16 protein-coding genes and 1 pseudogene are annotated in these 19,473 nt (G+C 64.9%); 9 read left to right on the top strand and 8 right to left on the bottom strand.

All coding sequences use genetic code 11. From position 1 onward, the window contains the following. The first annotated feature begins 79 nt into the window (after nt 1-79). From XI02_RS21785 to XI02_RS21775, 3 genes are all read left to right on the top strand, one after another. Nucleotides 80-829 carry a TetR/AcrR family transcriptional regulator gene (locus XI02_RS21785; protein WP_018271563.1) on the top strand — a complete coding sequence of 250 codons (750 nt, stop codon included), beginning with the start codon at nt 80-82 and terminating at the stop codon, nt 827-829. A gap of 307 nt (nt 830-1,136) precedes the next feature. Next, nucleotides 1,137-1,709: a PepSY domain-containing protein gene (locus tag XI02_RS21780; RefSeq protein ID WP_018271562.1), complete on the top strand. Its 573-nt coding sequence runs from the start codon at nt 1,137-1,139 to the stop codon at nt 1,707-1,709. A 268-nt stretch (nt 1,710-1,977) separates the two neighbouring features. After that, entirely contained in the window at nt 1,978-3,015 is a 1,038-nt protein-coding gene (locus XI02_RS21775; protein WP_018271561.1) for an aspartate-semialdehyde dehydrogenase, read from the top strand. Nucleotides 3,016-3,091: 76 nt separating this feature from the next. Here XI02_RS21775 and queA read toward each other — a convergent pair whose 3' ends face one another. The 5 genes from queA to coaD form a co-directional block, all read right to left on the bottom strand. Further along, entirely contained in the window at nt 3,092-4,168 is a 1,077-nt protein-coding gene (gene queA, locus XI02_RS21770) for a tRNA preQ1(34) S-adenosylmethionine ribosyltransferase-isomerase QueA (protein WP_172648008.1), read from the bottom strand. A gap of 115 nt (nt 4,169-4,283) precedes the next feature. Continuing rightward, on the bottom strand, nt 4,284-4,748 hold the full coding sequence (locus XI02_RS21765; protein ID WP_016846097.1) for a peptidylprolyl isomerase: 465 nt from the start codon (nt 4,746-4,748) through the stop codon (nt 4,284-4,286). Next, entirely contained in the window at nt 4,724-5,164 is a 441-nt protein-coding gene (locus XI02_RS21760) for a hypothetical protein (RefSeq protein WP_172648009.1), read from the bottom strand. The genes XI02_RS21765 and XI02_RS21760 overlap by 25 nt, the downstream gene beginning before the upstream one ends. Nucleotides 5,165-5,170: 6 nt before the next feature. Further along, nucleotides 5,171-5,734 (bottom strand): peptidylprolyl isomerase, encoded by a 564-nt coding sequence (locus XI02_RS21755; RefSeq protein ID WP_016846095.1) that lies wholly within the window; start codon nt 5,732-5,734, stop codon nt 5,171-5,173. Between the two features lie 46 nt (nt 5,735-5,780). Then, entirely contained in the window at nt 5,781-6,278 is a 498-nt protein-coding gene (coaD, locus tag XI02_RS21750) for a pantetheine-phosphate adenylyltransferase (RefSeq protein WP_016846094.1), read from the bottom strand. 267 nt (nt 6,279-6,545) lie between these two features. Between coaD and XI02_RS21745 the strand changes: the two genes are divergently transcribed. The 3 genes from XI02_RS21745 to XI02_RS21735 all read left to right on the top strand — a co-directional run bounded on the left by XI02_RS21745 (nt 6,546) and on the right by XI02_RS21735 (nt 9,861). Continuing rightward, on the top strand, nt 6,546-6,803 hold the full coding sequence (locus tag XI02_RS21745; RefSeq protein ID WP_016846093.1) for a hypothetical protein: 258 nt from the start codon (nt 6,546-6,548) through the stop codon (nt 6,801-6,803). Between the two features lie 167 nt (nt 6,804-6,970). Next, on the top strand, nt 6,971-8,869 hold the full coding sequence (locus XI02_RS21740) for a potassium transporter Kup (RefSeq protein WP_050994263.1): 1,899 nt from the start codon (nt 6,971-6,973) through the stop codon (nt 8,867-8,869). 20 nt (nt 8,870-8,889) lie between these two features. Next, complete coding sequence (locus XI02_RS21735; protein WP_069278390.1) at nt 8,890-9,861, top strand: phosphotransferase family protein; 972 nt, start codon at nt 8,890-8,892, stop codon at nt 9,859-9,861. 55 nt (nt 9,862-9,916) lie between these two features. On the opposite strand, the gene gyrA is transcribed toward XI02_RS21735, so the two are convergent. The 3 genes and pseudogenes from gyrA to XI02_RS21720 form a co-directional block, all read right to left on the bottom strand. Then, on the bottom strand, nt 9,917-12,643 hold the full coding sequence (gyrA, locus tag XI02_RS21730; RefSeq protein ID WP_038381109.1) for a DNA gyrase subunit A: 2,727 nt from the start codon (nt 12,641-12,643) through the stop codon (nt 9,917-9,919). A gap of 224 nt (nt 12,644-12,867) precedes the next feature. Then, nucleotides 12,868-13,265 (bottom strand): annotated as a pseudogene (locus XI02_RS21725) (DUF2306 domain-containing protein). Between the two features lie 258 nt (nt 13,266-13,523). Further along, complete coding sequence (locus XI02_RS21720; protein WP_018271556.1) at nt 13,524-14,015, bottom strand: single-stranded DNA-binding protein; 492 nt, start codon at nt 14,013-14,015, stop codon at nt 13,524-13,526. A 447-nt stretch (nt 14,016-14,462) separates the two neighbouring features. Between XI02_RS21720 and XI02_RS21715 the strand changes: the two genes are divergently transcribed. The 3 genes from XI02_RS21715 (at nt 14,463) to uvrA (ending at nt 19,463) form a co-directional block, all read left to right on the top strand. Further along, nucleotides 14,463-15,209, top strand: a complete 747-nt coding sequence (locus tag XI02_RS21715) for an outer membrane protein (RefSeq protein ID WP_018271555.1) — start codon at nt 14,463-14,465, stop codon at nt 15,207-15,209. 256 nt (nt 15,210-15,465) lie between these two features. Continuing rightward, complete coding sequence (locus XI02_RS21710) at nt 15,466-16,125, top strand: outer membrane protein (protein WP_172648010.1); 660 nt, start codon at nt 15,466-15,468, stop codon at nt 16,123-16,125. A 350-nt stretch (nt 16,126-16,475) separates the two neighbouring features. Beyond that, a complete protein-coding gene (gene uvrA / locus XI02_RS21705) occupies nt 16,476-19,463 on the top strand; it encodes an excinuclease ABC subunit UvrA (RefSeq protein ID WP_172648011.1) in 2,988 nt (995 codons plus the stop codon). The last annotated feature ends 10 nt before the right edge of the window (nt 19,464-19,473 follow it).

The raw sequence follows: 19,473 nt of genomic DNA, 5'->3' as shown, positions 1-19,473 counted from the left end.
CCGCCGAATGGACGAATCCGCACCGCGCGGGTTATAGACCGGACGGACCCGTCCGACGCACAATGAGATGAATGGGCAAATGGGATTGACGGCAACCAAGGCCAAGGTGGCCAAGCGTGGCGTGATCAAGTCACGCGGCGGCCGGCCGACGCGGGACGCTGCGATCGAGCGCGACCAGCGGCTGATCGAGGTCGCCACCCGCCTGTTCCTCGATCGCGGCTTCGATGCGACGTCGATCGACGCGGTGGCCGAGGCCGCCCGCGTCAGCAAGCCCACCGTCTACGGGCAGTATGGCGACAAGCGCGGCCTGTTCGCCGCGGTGCTCCGCCGCGAGATCGCTCGCTGGCTGGCCCCGCTCGCCGCCGCGGCGGCCGAAGCGCAGACCGGCGGCAACTGCGACGGTTCGGTCGAGGAACGGCTGACCGAGCTCGGACGCCAGCTATTGGTGCTCAACTGCAGCGCCGACTCCATCGCCTTCAGCCGGATCCTGACCGCGCAGGCGATCAATTTCCCCGAGGTCGCCAAGCTTGCCGTCGACGAGGGCTGGTCGAAAGCGGTTTCGACCACGGCGGATTTCTTCGATCATCTGGTCGATAAAGGCGTTCTCGATCTCGAGGACACCACGATCGCGGCCGAGACATTCCTCAACATGGTGGTAGGCCATACCCACCGGATGGCGACATTCGGAATTCCGATCGACATGAAGACCGCCGAGACGCGGATGGAAGTCTCGATCCGGCTGTTTCTTGCCGGCGCCGTCGGGCCGCAGGACCGGCTTCGCGATGCGGCCAAGGAAACGACGAAGGCGCGCCGCCGCCCGGCTCGCTGACAGTTTTAGGATCGTTGCATCGCCTCACACGTTGTCGTGATGAGCCTTGAAGGAAACAGAACGAAACCGTATTGTTTAGTTGCAATGAGACGCGGAACCCAAGTTCAGCCCCCCAACGGTTTCGTGTCGCCTTGTAACTTCGATCGTCACGACGGAGCTGCCGCCATCGCTCCGTCTGAACGTTCGGCGGCCGACCTCTGACTAACAAAGGTCGGCCGCACTTTCTCTGCCCGGGCGGCGGTTCGACGCGACGGATGCGACCATGACGACGGGACGATTACACGCACTGCGGCATTGGGCATTCGGCATGCGGCTGCTGGCAACCGCGCTCATTGCCCTGCCCTTCGCGACGCCGGCGTACGCGATCACGAGCTCAACTGCCGCGGCGCTCACCCCGCAAGACAACGACAGCGCGCTCGACGTGCACGCGGTTCGCCGCGAGCTCGACAGCTTCCAGGCCGCCCAGATCTCGCTGCGCAAGGCGATGGCGATTGCGGAGGCGCTGCACTCCGGCTCGATCACCGCCGACATCAGCTTCGACGGCGCGTCGGAGCCCGCTGTCTACCGGGTCAAGACCATGCAGCAGGACCGCATCTGGCGCCACGCCATTGACGCGGCGACCGGCGAAGTCGTGGGTGGCGAGGCCGCCGCGCCGCTGAAATCACTCGGCGCCGAAGACCGTGACAACCTCGTCGTGCTCAGGGCGCTCCGGCATCGCCTCGCCGACGCGGTGCGGGTGGCCGAGCACACGACCTCCGGAAAGGCGATCAGCGGCGGCCTGATGCGCGAACGCGGCAAGCTCAATTTCGTCATCGTCGTGCTCGCCGGCAGCGATCTGAAAGAGGTGATCCTCGAGCCGCCCGGCGCGCGCCGGCGCTGAGGCCCGGCGCGGGACTTGCCAGGTTTTCCATGCCAAGTTCTCCCTCGCCAAGTTTTCGCCCCAAAGCCGTTGACGGACGCCGATCTGTCCCGCATAAGTCCGATCCATGATCACCGCGACCAAACGCACCAGCAAAACCACCAAGCCCTCCGGGGCCTCGGGAGGCGTGCGCGCGTAGTCGGTCGAACCGCATCATCTCTACCCGAAGCCCCGCCTGATGAAGGTCCGGGGCTTTTTTATTGCCTGCAGCACACCCAACGCATCTCAAATGGAGGATAAAGTGAGTAACGATCCCGTCGTCGCGATTGTCGGCGTCACCGGCGCCGTCGGCGCCGAATTCATCGCCACCATGGACAAGCGCGGCTTCCGCGTCGGCAAGCTGAAGGCGCTGGCGAGCGCCCGCTCGGCCGGCAAGACCGTCAGCTTCCGCGGCAAGCCGGTCGTGATCGAGGAACTGACCGAGCGCGCCTTCGAGGGCGTCGACATCGCACTGTTCTCGGCCGGCAGCGGCATCTCCAGGAAGTTCGCGCCGCTTGCCGTGAAGTCCGGCGCCGTCGTGGTCGACAATTCCTCGGCGTTCCGGATGGACCCGAACGTGCCGCTGGTGATCCCCGAGATCAACGCCAACCGCATCCGCGACCACAAGGGCATCATCGCCAACCCGAACTGCGCCGCCATCACCGCGCTGGTGCCGCTGTGGCCGATCCACCAGAAGAACCGCATCAAGCGCGTGATCATCTCGACCTACCAGGCCGCGAGCGGCGCCGGCGCAGCCGCGATGGAGGAGCTCCTCGAGTCCACTCGCGCCAATCTCAACGGTCAGGTCTACACCCCGAAGGTGATGCCGCACCCCTACGCCTTCAACCTGTTCAACCACAACACCGCTGTTGATCCGGAGACCGGCTACAACGACGAGGAGACCAAGGTCATCAAGGAGACCCACAAGATCTTCGAGGACGAGAAGATCGCGGTCGGCGTCACCTGCGTGCGGGTGCCGGTGCTGCGCGCGCATTGCGAGGCGATCACCTTCGAATGCGAGAAGCCGATCACCGAGGACCAGGTGCGCGCGATCATGGCGCGGGCGCCGGGCGTCAAGGTCGTCGACGATCGCGCCAAGAACTACTTCCCGATGCCGATCGACGCCTCCGGCCAGGACGACGTGCTGGTCGGCCGCATCCGCAAGGATCTCAGCGACCCCAGCGGCCACTCGATCTCGATGTTCGTCGCGGCCGATCAGCTGCTCAAGGGCGCCGCCCTCAACGCGGTGCAGATCGCCGAGCTGCTGCCCGAACGCGCGATGGCGTGAATGCGAGAACCGTCATCCCCGCGCAATGGCGCAGCCGTTGCGCGGGGGTGACGGTGAAGCGGCCGTGCTTGCGGAGCTAGCCTCGCGCCCGAAACAGCAAGCACGCATCGCCGTACGAATAGAACCGGTAGCCGTCCCTGATCGCGTGGGCGTAGGCGCGTTGCATCGTCTCGAGGCCGGAGAAGGCCGAGACCAGCATGAACAGCGTCGAGCGCGGCAGGTGGAAGTTGGTCAGCAAAATATCGACCGCGCGGAAGCGGTAGCCCGGCGTGATGAAGATCGAGGTTTCCGCCGCAAACGGCTCGATAGTGCCGTCGGCACTGGCGGCACTCTCCAGCAGCCGCAGCGAAGTAGTGCCAATCGCGACGATCCGGCCGCCTCTTGCGCGCGCGGCATTCAAGGCGGAAGCGGTCTCGGCGGTGATGCAGCCCCATTCGGCATGCATCTTGTGCTCCGAGGTCTCCTCGGTCTTCACCGGCAGGAACGTCCCTGCCCCGACATGCAGCGTCAGGCGGTGCAGCTCGACGCCGCGGCTCTTCAGCGCGGCCTCCAGCGCGGGCGTGAAATGCAGCCCCGCCGTGGGCGCTGCGACCGCGCCTTCATTGGTGGCGAACATGGTCTGGTAGTCGCTGACGTCCTTCTCGTCAGGCGTGCGCTTGGAGGCGATGTAGGGCGGCAGCGGCGTGGCGCCGACATCGGCGATCGCCTGGTCGAGCACCGGACCATGGAACGAGAATGACAGCGTCACCTCGCCCTCCTGCCCCTTGGCCTCGACCTCTGCATCGAGATTGCCGAGCAGGCACACCCTACCCTCATTGCCGAAGCGGATGGTGTCGCCGGGGCTGAGCTTCTTCGCCGGCTTCACCAGCGCCTGCCAGCGCGAGCCGTCGAGCCGCTTGATCAAGGTCGCCTCGATCTTCGGTTCGGTGTCGCGCCCGATCCGGCGGCCCCTGAGCTGCGCCGCGATCACCTTGGTGTCGTTGACGACGATCTGATCGCCCGGCTCCAGCCACCGCGGCAGGTCGGCGATCGCGGCGTCACGCAGCACGCCGTCCGGATGCACCACCAGCATCCGCGCCGCATCGCGCGGGCTCGCGGGGCGAAGCGCGATGCTTTCCGGGGGCAGTTCGAAGTCGAAGAGATCGGTGCGCATGGCGGTGACTAATACTTCAGCGCCGTCATTCCGGGGCACGCGAAGCGTGAACCCGGAATCTGGAGATTCCGGGTTCGATGCTGCGCATCGCCCCCGGAATGACGGAGTATTTGACTTACGCCGCGTCGGCGGCCATGCGCGCCTTGACGATCTTGTCCGGATCCTTCACCGGCTCGCCGCGCTTGATCTTGTCGACGTTCTCCATGCCCTCGGTGACCTTGCCCCAGACGGTGTACTGGCCGTTGAGGAAGGAGGCGTCGTCGAAGCAGATGAAGAACTGGCTGTCGCCGGAATCCGGATTGGCGGCGCGGGCCATCGAGGCGGTGCCGCGGACATGCGGCTCCTTGTTGAATTCGGCCTTCAGCTTCTTGCCGGAGCCGCCCATGCCGGTGCCCTGCGGGCAGCCGGTCTGCGCCATGAAGCCGTCGATCACGCGGTGGAACACGATGCCGTCGTAGAAGCCCTCGCGCACCAGCTCCTTGATCCGCGCGACGTGGCCGGGCGCGAGATCCGGGCGCATCTCGATCGTGACCGGGCCCTGCGTGGTTTCGAGGATCAGAGTATTTTCGGTAGCAGCCATGCTCGCTTCTCCTGGCTTCGGGGTGGATACTTCTTATTCCTGAACGGGATCGCGAATGGGCGGCCGGCGACTGCGCCGCCGAGACTCTCGGTAAATGGCAACGGCGTGCAGCGTTGCAACGCCTCCATCACCGCGACCCGGTATGCAATCCGGTCGTTGTCGGTCGCCTCCTGCGATTCATAGCTGATCCTGGGATGTCCGAGGATCGCGCCCTCGCGGTTGAAGCTGACAATGACGGTGATGTCGATCGGGCCGGCCTTGTCCGCCGCCGGCGGCCGCCAGCAGCGGTGGATGGCAAGAACAACGTCCTTGATCGTATTGAGTTGCTCCGGCTCGGCCGCCGCAGATCCGGTCAGCGCGAGCCACACCAGCAGCGGCGCGGCGAACCAGGCACATGGTTTGCTGCGCGCCGCCATCGCGGATCACTTGATGTCGGATGCGACCTGCACCTTCACCATCTTGTCGGGATCAGTGACGGCTCCGCCAGGCGAGCCCGCAGACGCCTTCTTCAGCTTGTCGACCACGTCCATGCCCTGCACCACCTCACCGATCACGGTGTACTGGCCATTCAGGCTCGGTCCGTCGGCGAACATGATGAAGAACTGCGAATTGGCGCTGTCGACGCTGTCGCCGCGCCGGGCCATGCCGACGATGCCGCGCTTGAACGGCACCTGGGAGAATTCCTGCTTCAGGTTCGGATATTTCGAGCCGCCGGTGCCGTTGAAGTTCTGGCCGTCGCCGGTCTGCGCCATGAAGCCGTCCATCACGCGATGGAACGGCACGTTGTTGTAGAAGCCCTCGCGCGCCAGCTGCTTGATGCGCTCGGCATGCTTGGGCGCAATGTCGGTGCGCAGCTTGATGACGATGCGGCCCTTGGTGGTGTCGATCACGATCGCATCGGCCTTGTCGAGATTGGCCGGCAGCGACTGCGCGACCACGGGCACGGCGCAGAGCAGCGCGGCAACGAATGCAAGAATGCGGATCATGGCAACTCCGGAGCTTTAACGATCGGGGTGTGGCAGGCCGCCGGGATCAGCCGGCGAACTTGGCCTTCAGGCTAGCGGCAACCGATGACGGCACGAATGCAGAGAAGTCGCCGCCCATCTGGGCGATTTGGCGCACCAGTGTGGCGGTGATCGGGCGGACCGCGACCGACGCCGGAACGAACACGGTATGCACCTCGGGCGCCATGGCCTCGTTCATGCCGGCAAGCTGCATCTCGTAATCGAGATCGGTGCCGTCGCGCAGGCCGCGAATCATCAACGTGGCCTTGGTCGCGCGCGCCGCCGCCACCGTGAGGTTGTCATAGGTCGCGCTCTCGAAGGCGCAGCCCGCCTGCTGGGCGATGGGGCCGAACACCTCATGGACCATGGCCAGCCGTTCCTCGGTGGAAAACAGCGGCTTCTTGCCGGGATGGACGCCAATGGCGACGATCAGGCGGTCGCAGAGGAAGACTGCCTGTTTCACCACGTCCAGATGGCCGTTGGTGACGGGATCGAAGGAGCCAGGATAGATCGCGATACGGGACATGGTCCCTCCTAACCCGCCCGGCTCTCCCCGGCAAGCCGCCCGGGTTCCATCGCCTGCTCGAAACAAATTTCCAGTCGTCCGGTGAACGAGTCCTGGGATGCCAGCGTCTACGGGGGTGAATGTTTCGTCGGCCGTTGGCGGACGAAACAAAACCGGCCCGTGACGAAACCATTTCCCGGGGTGGCGAAGACACCAGGAAACTTGCGGCCGGTAGACATTCGACAACGAAACGATGGGCCCGGGCGGCCCGATCAACTGGGGACCGTCATGATCAAGGCACTTTCCGCCGTCGCTGTGGCCGCGTTCATTGCCGCCGCGCTCACCGTGCTGCCGGGCTTTGCGCCGCAGGTCGAAGCCTCCACCCCGCAGCCGCTGGCCAAGAGCGACCGTCTCGACGTCCACCCGATCGGCAAGGACTGCTCGCAGCAGGCCTGGCCGAATTTCGAGGCCTCGTGCCTGCGCACCGCCGGCAACAAGACGGTGGTTCGCGAAGCCCGCCTGGTCACCGCAGACCGTACCCCGTAGCGCGTATTCAAGCGAAGCCGGTCGTCAGCCTGGCGTAAGGTCGGGCCGTCACACAAAACCCAATGGTAATTTGCGACGTCCCGTCGCAGACTATCGTCTAAGGCGCCTGGCCGGATGACCTGGCGCGCGCAAGACATCGGGGGATTGCCGTGACGAGTACGCCCGCCATCGTTTCTTCTGGCCACCCCCCGTCCAGTCCGATCCCGGTTGCCGTCACGCTCGGTGCCCTCGGCGTCGTCTATGGCGACATCGGCACCAGTCCCCTCTACGCCCTGAAGGAAGCAGCCAAGGCCGCCACCCATGGCGGTCCGCTTACCGAGAGCGCGGTGCTCGGCGTGGTCTCGCTGATCCTGTGGGCGCTGATCCTCATCATCTCGATCAAATACGCGATGCTGATCCTGCGCGCCGACAACCGCGGCGAAGGCGGCATCGTCGCGCTATTGGCGCTGCTCTCGGCGCGCAACGCGGCGCCCGGCACCTGGCGCGCCCACCTTCTGGTGGTCGGCCTGATCGGCGCCGCCCTGCTCTACGGCGACGGCGCCATCACGCCGGCCATCTCGGTGCTGTCGGCGATCGAAGGCCTCAAGGTCGACGCGCCCTCGCTGACCCCTGCGGTGGTGCCGATCACCGTCGTCATCCTGATCGGCCTGTTCATGATGCAGAAGCAGGGCACCGGCTTCATCGGGAGGATCTTCGGTCCGGTGATGCTGTTCTGGTTCGCCGTGCTGGCAGCGCTCGGCGTTCACGGCATCGTCAAGGCGCCCGGCGTGCTGGTTGCGCTGAGCCCGCTTTATGCATTCGACTTCCTGATCCATCAGGATTTTCACGTCAGCTTCGCCATCCTCGGCGCCGCCTTCCTCGCGGTCACCGGCGGTGAGGCGATGTATGCCGACATGGGACATTTCGGCCGCTTTCCGATCCGGCTCGCCTGGTTCGCCGTCTGCCTGCCTGCCCTGGTGCTGAACTATTTCGGCCAGGCCGCGCTGTTGATCACCGATCCGACCGCGATCGAAAACCCGTTCTTCCAGCTGTCGCCTGACTGGTCGCATTACCCGCTCGTCCTGCTCGCGACCATCGCTACCGTGATTGCCTCGCAGGCCATCATCTCGGGTGTGTTCTCGCTGACCCAGCAATCGATCCAGCTCGGCTTCCTGCCGCGCATGCACATCGAGCACACCACGAGCGATGCGATCGGGCAGATCTACGTGCCGCTGGTGAACTGGCTGCTCGCCGCGGGAACGCTCGGCGCGGTGCTGGCCTTCGGCACCTCGGACGCGCTCGCCGGCGCCTACGGCATCGCAGTGTCGCTGTTGATGGCGATCACCACGCTGCTTGCAGCGCTGGTCGCGATCCGGTGGGGCTATTCGCCGATCATCGTGATCGCCGTGAACGGCTTTTTCTTCATCATCGACGCGATCTTCTTTGCGGCGAACTCGACCAAGCTGTTCGAAGGCGGCTGGTTCCCGCTGCTGCTTGCGGCCGCCGTTGCGTTTCTGATGCTGACCTGGCGCGGCGGCGTGAAACTGGTCGAGACGGCGCGCAGCAAGCTGCGTCAGCCGGAAGAAGATCTGATCGAGACCGCGGTCAACAAGTGCCACAGCAGGCTGCCGGGCACCGCCATATTCCTCGCCTCCGCCCCTAAAGGCGTGCCGCTCGCCTTGACCCAGTTCGTCAAGCACAACCACGTGCTGCACCAACGCGTGCTGCTGGTCACCGTCCAGATCGAGGAATCCCCGCGCATCTCGGACGAGGATCGCGTTGTGGTTCACGACGTAACCCCGGGCATCATCCGGGTCATCCTGCGTTACGGCTTCATGCAATATCCGACCATTTACGAAGGGCTGAAGCTCGCCTGCCGTCAGGGCAAACTGCCCGGTGTGCGTCTGACCGATGTGACCTACTACATCGGCCGCGAAACCATCATTCCGCGGGAAGACATTCCGGGCATGTGGGTGTGGCGGGAATCGCTGTTCGCCTTCCTGCAGCGCAACGCCGAGCGGTCGGCGGCGTTCTTCGGCGTGCCGACCGGACAGGTCGTGGAGTTCGGGACGGAGATCGAGATCTAGTCCCGCGGCCGGATGCGGACATGTCAGACGATCCGCCTCTTCAGCTGAAGCCGCGGCTGGAGATTTCGATCGACCAGGTGCAGGCGATCATTGATCGGGTTGCGCCGGGATCGCCCGTGGCAGCCATCACCGAACTGCGCGGCGGCAAGATCAGCACGATCCTCGAGATCACGCGGGCCGACGCGCCAAGCTGCATCCTCAAGGTCTATCCCGCCCAGCTGCAATGGAAGATGGCGAAGGAGGTCTATGTCCTTGGTCTTGTGCGCGACGCCGGCATTGCCATTCCCCGCACCCTCATGGCCGATGACAGCCGCGCGCTGATCGACTTCAATTTTGTGCTGATGAGCAAGCTCGACGGCGTCGTGCTCGGCAACCGCGAGGCGGCGCTGACGGATCAGGAGCTGTTTTCGATCTACGCCGCCATGGGCGCGGCGCTCCGCCATATCAATGGCATCACGCTCGACAGCTTCGGCTATATCGGCCCGCACGGCGTCTGGACGTCGCACCCGACCAACCGCGCCTACATGTCCGCGCAGTTCGAGCGGAAGCTGACCGAGTTTTGCACGCGCGGCGGGGACGAAGCGCTGGCCGCGCGGCTGCGGGCCGGCATCCTGGCGCGCAGCGTCCTGCTCGACGCAGCCGACACGCCCCGCCTCTGCCACTATGACTTCCACGCCGGCAACGTGCTGGTGACACCGGAGGGGCAGCCGCGTCTCACCGGCATCGTCGATTTCGAGAATGCCACCGCCGGCGATCCGCTGATGGACGTCGCCAAGGCGCTCTACTACTTCACGCCGAAGGACGCGCCGAAGCGCGACGGATTGCTCGCGGGTTATGGCGCGAGCGACCGTTCTGATTGGGAAGCCACGATCGCCCTCTACCGGCTGGCCTCGACGCTCGAGCTGTGGTGCTGGTTCGCCCAGATCGGGAAGATGGACGCGCTCCCGAAGATCACCGAGGAGTTGGAACGCGCCGCGAATACCTTGGCGTAGCCCGGATTTCGCTTCGCTTCATCCGGGCTACAGGAAATTCAACGGCCCGGCGGCGCTAGCCGCCGTTGCCGTTCTCGCCGTTTTCCTCTTCCGGAATGTGCTCGACCGAGACCACGTGCTCGTCCTCGGCGGTGTCGAACACGATCACGCCCTGGGTTGAGCGGCCGGCGACGCGGATGTCCGCCACCGGGCAGCGGATCAGCTGGCCCTTGTCGGTGACCAGCATGATCTGGTCGGCGTCCTCGACCGGGAACGATGCCACCAGGTTGCCGTTGCGGTTGTTGACGCTCATCGCGACGATGCCTTTGCCGCCGCGGCCGGTGGTGCGGTACTCGTAGGACGAGGTCCGCTTCCCATAGCCGTTGACGGAGACGGTCAGCACGACCTGCTCGGCCGCCGACAGCTCGGCATAGCGCTCCTGCGACAGCTGGATCGCATTCGCGGTCTCCTCGCCTTCGGCCTCGACCGGCTCCTCGGCCGCGGCTTCGCCGGCCACGGCGCGGCGCATCTTCAGGTAGGCCGAGCGCTCGTCCGAGGTGGTCTCGACATGGCGCAGGATCGCCAGCGAGATCAGCTTGTCGGCCTCGGCCAGCGCGATGCCGCGCACGCCCATCGAGGTGCGGCCGGTGAAGACACGCACATCGGTGACGGGGAAACGGATGCACTGGCCGCCGGCGGCGGTCAGCAGCACGTCGTCGCGCTCGGTGCAGATCTGCACGTCGACGATCGCCTCGCCTTCACCGAGCTTCATCGCGATGATGCCGGAGCGGCGGACGTCGACGAAATCAGACAGCTTGTTGCGGCGAACCGTGCCGCCGGTCGTCGCGAACATCACGTCGAGATTGGCCCAGGAGGATTCATCCTCCGGCAGCGGCATGATGGTGGTGATGCGCTCGCCCTGCTCCAGCGGCAGGATATTGATCAGCGCCTTGCCGCGCGCGTTCGGCGCTGCCATCGGCAGCCGCCAGACCTTTTCCTTGTAGACCTGACCGCGCGACGAGAAGAACAGCACCGGCGTGTGCGTGGACGCCACGAACAGGCGCGAGACGAAATCCTCGTCGCGGGTCTGCATGCCGGCGCGGCCCTTGCCGCCGCGGCGCTGCGCCCGGTAGGTCGACAGCGGCACGCGCTTGACGTAGCCCGCGTGCGACACGGTCACGACCATGTCCTCGCGCTGGATCAGGTCCTCGTCCTCGACCTCGCCTTCCTGCTCGATGATCTCGGTCTTGCGCGGCGTGGCGAACTGCTGCTTCACCTCGGCGAGTTCGGTCTTGACGATGCCCTGCACGCGCGCACGCGAGCGCAGGATGTCGAGATAGTCGGCGATCTCGGCGGCGAGCTTGTCGAGCTCTTCGGAAATCTCGTCCCGCCCCAGCGCGGTCAGGCGCTGCAGCCGAAGGTCGAGGATGGCCCTGGCCTGCTCCATCGACAGCCGCAGCGTGCCGTCCTCGTTGATGCGATGCCGGGGATCGTCGATCAGCGTGATCATCGCCTCGACGTCGCGCGCCGGCCAGTCACGCGACATCAGGGCCTCGCGCGCGGTGTTCGGATCGGGCGAGGTCCGGATGACGCGGATGATCTCATCGATGTTGGCGACCGCGATCGCGAGGCCGACCAGGATGTGGGCGCGGTCTCGCGCCTTGCCGAGCAGGAACTTGGTCCGCCGGGTCACCACCTGCTCGCGGAACGCGACGAAGATGGTGAGCAGGTCCTTCAGATTCATCGTCTGCGGACGGCCGGAATCCAGCGCCAGCATGTTGGCCGGGAAATTGGTCTGCAGCGGTGTGAACCGGTAGAGCTGGTTCAGCACCACGTCGGGCACCGCTTCGCGCTTCAGTTCGATGACGACGCGATAGCCGTCGCGATCGGACTCGTCGCGCAGGTCCCCGATGCCCTCGATCTTCTTCTCTTTGACGAGATCGGCGATGCGCTCGACCATCGTCGCCTTGTTCACCTGATAGGGAATCTCGGTGATGACGATCGCTTCACGGTCCTTGCGGATGGTGTCGATCGTCACCTTGCCGCGCATCACGATCGAGCCACGGCCGAGATGGTAGGCGCTGCGAATGCCCTGGCGGCCCAGGATGACGCCGCCGGTCGGGAAGTCCGGTCCGGGAATGATGTCGATCAGTTCGTCGATCGTGAGCGCCGGATTGTCGATCAGCGCCACGCAGGCGTCGACGACCTCGCCGAGATTGTGCGGCGGGATGTTGGTCGCCATGCCGACGGCGATGCCGCCGGCGCCATTGACCAGCAGGTTCGGGAACCGGGCCGGCAGAACCGACGGCTCCTTCTCGGAGTTGTCGTAGTTCGGCTGGAAATCGACGGTTTCCATGTCGATGTCGGCCAGAACGGCAAGCGCCGCCCGGGTCAGCCGCGCTTCCGTATATCGATAGGCGGCCGGCGGATCGCCGTCGACCGAACCGAAATTGCCCTGGCCGTCGATCAGCGGCACGCGCAGCGAGAAATCCTGCGCCATGCGGACCATCGCGTCGTAAATCGACTGGTCGCCATGCGGGTGATATTTACCGATCACGTCGCCGACGACGCGCGCGGATTTCACGTATTTCTTGTCCGGCGTATGTCCCTGCTCATGCATCGAATAGAGGATGCGCCGGTGCACCGGCTTGAGCCCGTCGCGCGCATCGGGCAGCGCACGCGACACGATCACGCTCATCGCGTAATCGAGGTAGGACTTCTTCATCTCGTCGAGAATGGAAACGGGACGAATATCTGAGGGTCCCGGCGGCTCGCCGGGCTTGTGGTCGTCGTTATCGGACAAAGGGGAAATCCGGTCGGTTCTACTGGGGAATCATATAGCCCATCGGAGGCCTGATAACCACCCTCGGGCGGCTCCGGCAAGCCGTTTTTCCGTTCGTTTTTTCATGCACTTAGGGGTTGGACACCGAGGTTCCGGCTGCTTGGTCGGGAAGCGTGCAGCGAATGGCGAAGAGCGAACGGAAAAATCCCTATTCGCCACTCGCCATAGGCTGCTCGCCTCTTCCGTCACTGGCCGAAAACCACCGCATGCATGATCCGCCCGGGCATCAAGGTGAACAGTCCGGCGATGAGCAGTGCGCCGAAGAAGATGCCGATCATCGTGAACCTGTGGCGGCGGACATTGTGGCTCCGAGCCGCCATTACGCCGAGCACCAGCATCGCCAGCGAGAAGATCGACAGCAGGTGGATCGGGCTCCAGGGACCGACCAGCTGGATCTGATGGATCCAGAACGAGCTTCCAGCGACCACCAGCATCAGGATCACCCAGATCCGCCCAGGGTCCGGTGCGGCAGCGTGCCTTTGGGGGCGGCGAGCTGGATAGAGCCGAGCACGAAGGCGGCCATCGCGGCAAAGGCGTGGAGCGGGATCGCAGGCGTGGCGTCGAGCAATGGCGCGAGGCTCATGATGGCGGCCCTCGAGTGAAGCTCGCGGCCAGACATCAATTGCCGCAGGCAAATGTAAATATCATTTACATTCACCTGTGTCAAAGTCCAAGGAACCCGCATCACTGCACGGAGGATCAGCGCCGTTCCGACAGATAGTTACCGGGTTATCTTCATATTCCACACGAGGAAATTGCTACTCCGGATCGCAACAACCGTTCCGGAGAATGATCTTCACGGAACGGCGCCTGACGGAACGGATGGAAGCGCGACCGCTCCTCAGAACGGGATGTCGTCGTCCATGTCGCTGTTGCGGCTGCCGCCACCCGCGGCGACGGCGCGGCGCGGCGCCGAGCTGACCGGTCCGGACGAGCCGAAATCGCTGCCGGCATCATCAGAGAAGCTGCCGCCTCCGCCGCCCCGCCCGTCGAGCATGGTGAGGTTGGAGTTGAAGCCCTGCAGCACGACTTCGGTCGAGTACTTCTCGACGCCGCTCTGGTCGGTCCATTTGCGGGTCTGCAGCTGACCCTCGATGTACACCTTGGCGCCCTTCTTCAGATACTGCTCGGCGACCTTGCAGAGGCCCTCGTTGAAGATCACGACGCGGTGCCACTCGGTCTTTTCCTTGCGCTCGCCGGTGCCCTTGTCGCGCCAGGTTTCCGAGGTGGCGATGGAAAGGTTTGCGATCGGACGGCCGTCCTGCGTCCGCCGGATTTCCGGATCCTTGCCGAGATTTCCCACCAGGATCACCTTGTTCACGCTTCCTGCCATCGCATCATCTCCACTCAAAAACCGGGCGTCCGGACATCGGCCGCCACTCTCAACCTTCGCCACTTGCGTCGCAGGCGTCGTGGATGACCCTATACGCCGGTGCCGGCTCGCCGCCTTTGCCCTCACGCCGGTTATCCACGATATTCAAGATATAGCATCGCATCCGGAATTGTTCCAGTTTTGTTCGCACAACCAGCCGTAGAAACGGCCAGTGCCGACCGAGCGGCAGTCGATCTCGGCACCGGCCGACACCCGGCAACGAGATTTAGAAAAACAACAAACAAATCAGCACCTTGCCTTACTGTTACTTCTCCCGGGAGTGTTGCATTTGGGAGACTGCGTTTCCGGTTGAATCAGCGTATAGCTCCAATCATGGCGCGGGCGCTCGCGTCTGGGATCGTGCTTCGGGACCGTTTGGAAGCCGATCGGGGAATTGGGGGACTGATAATGAAGAAGTTTTTGCTCGGTACGGTTGCTCTGATTGCGTTTGCTGCGCCTGCCGCGGCCGCCGATCTCGCTGCGCGCCCCTACACCAAGGCGCCGCCGCCGGTGGTTGCCCCGATCTATGACTGGACCGGTTTCTACATCGGCGCCAACGGCGGCTGGGGCTCGAGCCACAATTGCTGGGACCAGCTCCCGGCCGGCATCTTCCTCGCCTCGGACGGTTGCCATGACGCTACCGGCGGCGTCGCCGGTGGCCAGATCGGCTACCGCTGGCAGGCCGGTGCCTGGGTGTTCGGCCTTGAAGCGCAGGGCGACTGGGCTGACCTGAAGGGCAGCAACGGCAGCGCGATCTTCCCGGGCCTGTTCACCAACCAGTCCAAGATCGACGCGTTCGGCCTGTTCACCGGCCAGATCGGCTACGCCGTCAACAACGTGCTGCTCTACGCCAAGGGCGGCGCGGCGCTGACCGATAACCGCTTCAACACCTACTTCACCCCGACCGGCGTGCTGGTCGGCAGCGCCAGCGACACCCGCTGGGGCGGCACTGTCGGCGCCGGCATCGAAGTCGGCTTCGCACCGAACTGGACCGCGGGCATCGAATACGACCACCTGTTCATGCAGGACAAGACCTACAACCTGATCGCCCCCAACGGCACGCTGAACAGCACCATCCGTGATCGCCAGGACGTCGACCTCGTCACCGTCCGCGTGAACTACAAGTGGGGTGGCCCGGTCGTCGCGCGCTACTGATCGCGCCAGGCCGATTGATCCAGACGAAAGGCCGGCCTCGCGCCGGCCTTTTTGTTTGTGCCTGTTTGTGCGCCGGCTTTTTCGTTGCGTGTGCACGCGCACTTCACCGGGGCCGTTTTCGGTGCGTTGTGGTTTCGCGGATACACACGTTCCGGCATTTCTCTGTAGAAGCGCCAGCACGTCACGCGACACTGCTGTGACGCTCTCTTCAATATCTCTGAAGGGACAACAAGAAGATGGGACTGGGACTTTGAAAATGAGGACTGTTTTGCTGGCCTCGGCCGGCATGTTTGCACTGAGCGCTTTTGCACCGGCGATGGCCGCCGACATGGCGGCGCGCGCGCCTTACGTGAAGGCTCCGCCGCCGGTCGCGATCTACAACTGGACCGGCTTCTACGTCGGCGGCTTCGGCGGCTACGCCAGCGAGAACTCCGGCACCCCGAGCATGGAAGGCGGCTTCGGCGGCGGCACCATCGGCTACAACTGGCAGGCCGGCAACATCGTGTACGGCCTCGAGGTCGACGCTGCAGGCGCTGACATCGACGCGTCGGTCTCCGCGCTCGGCGTCACCGCCCGGAGCAAGATCGACTCGCTCGGCACCGTGCGCGGCCGCCTCGGCTTCGCCGTCGACAAGGTGCTGTTCTACGGCACCGGCGGCTACGCCTGGGTCAACAACGAGGTCAGCGTCACCGCGCTCGGCGTGACCGCCTCGCAGAGCAACTTCCACTCCGGCTGGACCGTCGGCGCCGGCGTCGAAGCGTTCATCGCGCCGCAGTGGTCGATCAAGGGCGAATACCTGTATCGCAGCCTCGACAGCGAAAACTATTTCGGCGTGCCCTCCGGCACGCTCGAGCTGCACAGCGCCCAGTTCGGCGTCAACTATCACTTCGGCGGCCCGATCGTCGCCAAGTACTAAGATCGATCTGCGATCCGATCGCGCGGAAAGGCCGGCCTCGCGCCGGCCTTTTTGCGTAAGAGCGTTTTTGAGCGAGGTGGATTCCGGTTCGCGTCAAGAAAACGCGTCAAAGCAGGAATCAGGAGCCCCCGTTCCGATTCGATCGGAACGGCAAAAGGCTCTGGCGGAACCGGCGCTGCTGACGGCTGCTGCCATCAGGCAAACTATCCGTTGATGGACGCGACTCAGCACTGGAAATTGTTGGCCGTTCTTCCTACGTTCCAGTCTTCACTCCCCATCGGCGCAAGGTCCCGGCATCACCGGCGATGCGCGCCCAAAAGGCGCCCAAGCATGCGCCCGGAACTGTCGCTATGGATGAAGTGCTCAAGGCGAAGCGCCAACAGAACGCCGGCTCCTCATCGCGCGCCATCACGATCCGTGGCGCGCGCGAACACAATCTGAAGAACATCGACGTCGAGATTCCCCGCGACAAGCTCGTGGTGTTCACCGGCCTGTCCGGCTCCGGCAAGTCGTCGCTCGCGTTCGACACCATCTATGCCGAGGGCCAGCGCCGCTACGTCGAATCGCTGTCGGCCTATGCGCGCCAGTTCCTCGAGATGATGCAGAAGCCGGATGTCGACCAGATCGACGGCCTGTCGCCGGCGATCTCGATCGAGCAGAAGACCACGTCGAAGAACCCGCGCTCCACCGTCGGCACCGTCACCGAGATCTACGACTACATGCGCCTGCTGTGGGCGCGCGTCGGCGTGCCCTATTCGCCGGCCACCGGCCTGCCGATCGAGAGCCAGATCGTCTCGCAGATGGTCGACCGCGTGCTGGCGCTGCCGGAAGGCACCCGCCTCTACCTGCTGGCGCCGGTCGTGCGCGGCCGCAAGGGCGAGTACAAGAAGGAGCTCGCCGAGTATCTCAAGAAGGGCTTTCAGCGCGTCAAGATCGACGGCACCTTCTACGAACTGTCCGAGGCGCCCGCGCTCGACAAGAAATTCCCGCACGACATCGACGTCGTGGTCGACCGCATCGTGGTGCGTCCCGACCTCGCCCAGCGTCTTGCGGAAAGCTTTGAGACCGCGCTGAAGCTCGCCGAGGGCCTCGCCGTGATCGAATACGCCGACGCGCCGGCGGCGGCCGCGCAGGACGACAAGAAAGAGGACAAGAAGAAGACCGCGAAGATCCACGACAAGAGCGGTCCCGAGCGCATCCTGTTCTCGGAGAAATTCGCCTGTCCGGTCTCCGGCTTCACGATCCCCGAGATCGAGCCGCGCCTGTTCTCGTTCAACAACCCCTATGGCGCTTGCCCGGCCTGCGGCGGCCTCGGCGTCGAGCAGCATATCGACGAGGACCTCGTCATCCCCGACAAGGACCTGACCTTGCGCAAGGGCGCGATCGCGCCCTGGGCGAAATCGTCCTCGCCCTATTACATCCAGACCCTGACCGCGCTCGGCAAGCACTACAAGTTCACGCTCGACACCAAGTGGAAGGACCTCACCAAGAAGGTCCAGAACGCGCTGCTGCACGGCTCCGGCGACGATGAGATCAAGTTCTCCTATGAGGACGGCGTCCGCTCCTACGACACCAAGAAGCCGTTCGAGGGCGTCATCACCAACATCAACCGCCGCTACCGCGAGACCGAGAGCGAGTGGGCGCGCGAGGAGCTCGGCAAGTATTTCTCCGACGTGCCTTGCGCCGGCTGCAACGGCCACCGGCTGAAGCCGGAGGCGCTGTGCGTCAAGATCGGCGGCAAGCATATCGGCGAGATCTCGGAGCTCTCGGTGAAGCGCGCCGGCGAATGGTTCGAGACGGTGCCGGAGGCGCTGAACGCCCAGCAGAACGAGATCGCGACGCGCATCCTCAAGGAGATCCGCGAGCGCCTGACCTTCCTGCTCGACGTCGGCCTGAACTACCTGACGCTGTCGCGCTCGTCCGGCACGCTGTCGGGCGGCGAGAGCCAGCGCATCCGCCTCGCCTCGCAGATCGGCTCGGGCCTCACCGGCGTGCTCTATGTGCTGGACGAGCCGTCGATCGGCCTGCACCAGCGCGACAATGCCCGCCTGCTCGACACGCTGAAGCGGCTGCGCGACCTCGGCAACACCGTGGTCGTGGTCGAGCATGACGAGGACGCCATCCGCCTTGCCGATTACGTGCTCGATATCGGGCCCGGCGCCGGCATGCATGGCGGCCACATCGTCGCCGAGGGCACGCCCGACCAGATCATGCGCAACCCGAAATCGCTGACCGGCAAGTATCTGACCGGCGAGCTTTCGGTCCCGGTGCCCGACCGGCGGCCGCCGAACCACCGGCGCACCATCAAGGTCGTCAACGCCCGCGGCAACAATCTGAAGAACGTCTCGGCCGAGATCCCGCTCGGCCTGTTCACCTGCGTCACCGGCGTCTCCGGCGGCGGCAAGTCGACGCTGCTGATCGACACGCTGTACCGCGCGATCGCCCGCAAGCTCAACAATGCCAGCGAGGGCGCCGCGCCGCACGACCGCATCGAGGGCCTCGAGCACATCGACAAGATCATCGACATCGACCAGTCGCCGATCGGCCGCACGCCGCGTTCCAACCCCGCGACCTATACCGGCGCCTTCACGCCGATCCGCGAATGGTTCGCCGGCCTGCCGGAAGCGAAGGCGCGCGGCTACGAGCCCGGGCGCTTCTCCTTCAACGTCAAGGGCGGCCGCTGCGAGGCCTGCCAGGGCGACGGCGTCATCAAGATCGAGATGCACTTCCTGCCCGACGTCTACGTCACCTGCGACACCTGCAAGGGCAAGCGCTACAACCGCGAGACCCTGGAGGTGCTGTTCAAGGGCAAGAGCATCGCCGACGTGCTCGACATGACGGTCGAGGAAGCTGCCGAATTCTTCAAGGCGGTGCCGCGCGTGCGCGAGACCTTCCAGACCCTGCACCGCGTCGGCCTCGACTACATCCATGTTGGCCAGCAGGCGACGACGCTGTCGGGCGGCGAAGCCCAGCGCGTCAAGCTCGCCAAGGAACTGTCAAAGCGCGCCACCGGCCGCACGCTCTACATCCTGGACGAGCCGACCACCGGCCTGCACTTCCATGACGTCGCAAAACTGCTCGAGGTGCTGCACGAGCTGGTCGCCCAGGGCAACACGGTGGTGGTGATCGAGCACAACCTCGAAGTCATCAAGACCGCCGACTGGGTGATCGACCTCGGCCCCGAAGGCGGCGACGGCGGCGGCGAGATCGTCGCCTGGGGCCCGCCCGAGGACATCGTCAAGGCACCGCGCAGCTACACCGGCAAGTTTCTGGCCCCGGTGCTGAAGAAGGCGAACAGCAAGCCAAGGAAGAGCTCAGCAAGCGAGGCGGCGGAGTGACATTGGTAGG

Origin of the sequence: Bradyrhizobium sp. CCBAU 21365 (assembly GCF_015291305.1) — a bacterium.
In the GTDB taxonomy this organism is placed as follows: Bacteria; Pseudomonadota; Alphaproteobacteria; order Rhizobiales; family Xanthobacteraceae; genus Bradyrhizobium; species Bradyrhizobium elkanii.
Note: the sequence above shows the minus strand (reverse complement) of the source record. Positions and strands in the feature narration are given on the sequence as shown.

Excerpts from the sequence above, each read along its gene's own strand:
- XI02_RS21710 (WP_172648010.1), top strand. The coding sequence starts at position 15,466 with ATGAGGACTGTTTTGCTGGCCTCGGCCGGCATGTTTGCACTGAGCGCT.
- XI02_RS21755 (WP_016846095.1), bottom strand. The coding sequence starts at position 5,734 with ATGATCCGCATTCTTGCATTCGTTGCCGCGCTGCTCTGCGCCGTGCCC.
- coaD (WP_016846094.1), bottom strand. The coding sequence starts at position 6,278 with ATGTCCCGTATCGCGATCTATCCTGGCTCCTTCGATCCCGTCACCAAC.
- XI02_RS21720 (WP_018271556.1), bottom strand. The coding sequence starts at position 14,015 with ATGGCAGGAAGCGTGAACAAGGTGATCCTGGTGGGAAATCTCGGCAAG.
- XI02_RS21715 (WP_018271555.1), top strand. The coding sequence starts at position 14,463 with ATGAAGAAGTTTTTGCTCGGTACGGTTGCTCTGATTGCGTTTGCTGCG.
- XI02_RS21745 (WP_016846093.1), top strand. The coding sequence starts at position 6,546 with ATGATCAAGGCACTTTCCGCCGTCGCTGTGGCCGCGTTCATTGCCGCC.
- XI02_RS21775 (WP_018271561.1), top strand. The coding sequence starts at position 1,978 with ATGGAGGATAAAGTGAGTAACGATCCCGTCGTCGCGATTGTCGGCGTC.
- XI02_RS21765 (WP_016846097.1), bottom strand. The coding sequence starts at position 4,748 with ATGGCTGCTACCGAAAATACTCTGATCCTCGAAACCACGCAGGGCCCG.
- XI02_RS21735 (WP_069278390.1), top strand. The coding sequence starts at position 8,890 with ATGTCAGACGATCCGCCTCTTCAGCTGAAGCCGCGGCTGGAGATTTCG.
- XI02_RS21760 (WP_172648009.1), bottom strand. The coding sequence starts at position 5,164 with ATGGCGGCGCGCAGCAAACCATGTGCCTGGTTCGCCGCGCCGCTGCTG.
- XI02_RS21785 (WP_018271563.1), top strand. The coding sequence starts at position 80 with ATGGGATTGACGGCAACCAAGGCCAAGGTGGCCAAGCGTGGCGTGATC.
- XI02_RS21780 (WP_018271562.1), top strand. The coding sequence starts at position 1,137 with ATGCGGCTGCTGGCAACCGCGCTCATTGCCCTGCCCTTCGCGACGCCG.
- queA (WP_172648008.1), bottom strand. The coding sequence starts at position 4,168 with ATGCGCACCGATCTCTTCGACTTCGAACTGCCCCCGGAAAGCATCGCG.
- uvrA (WP_172648011.1), top strand. The coding sequence starts at position 16,476 with ATGGATGAAGTGCTCAAGGCGAAGCGCCAACAGAACGCCGGCTCCTCA.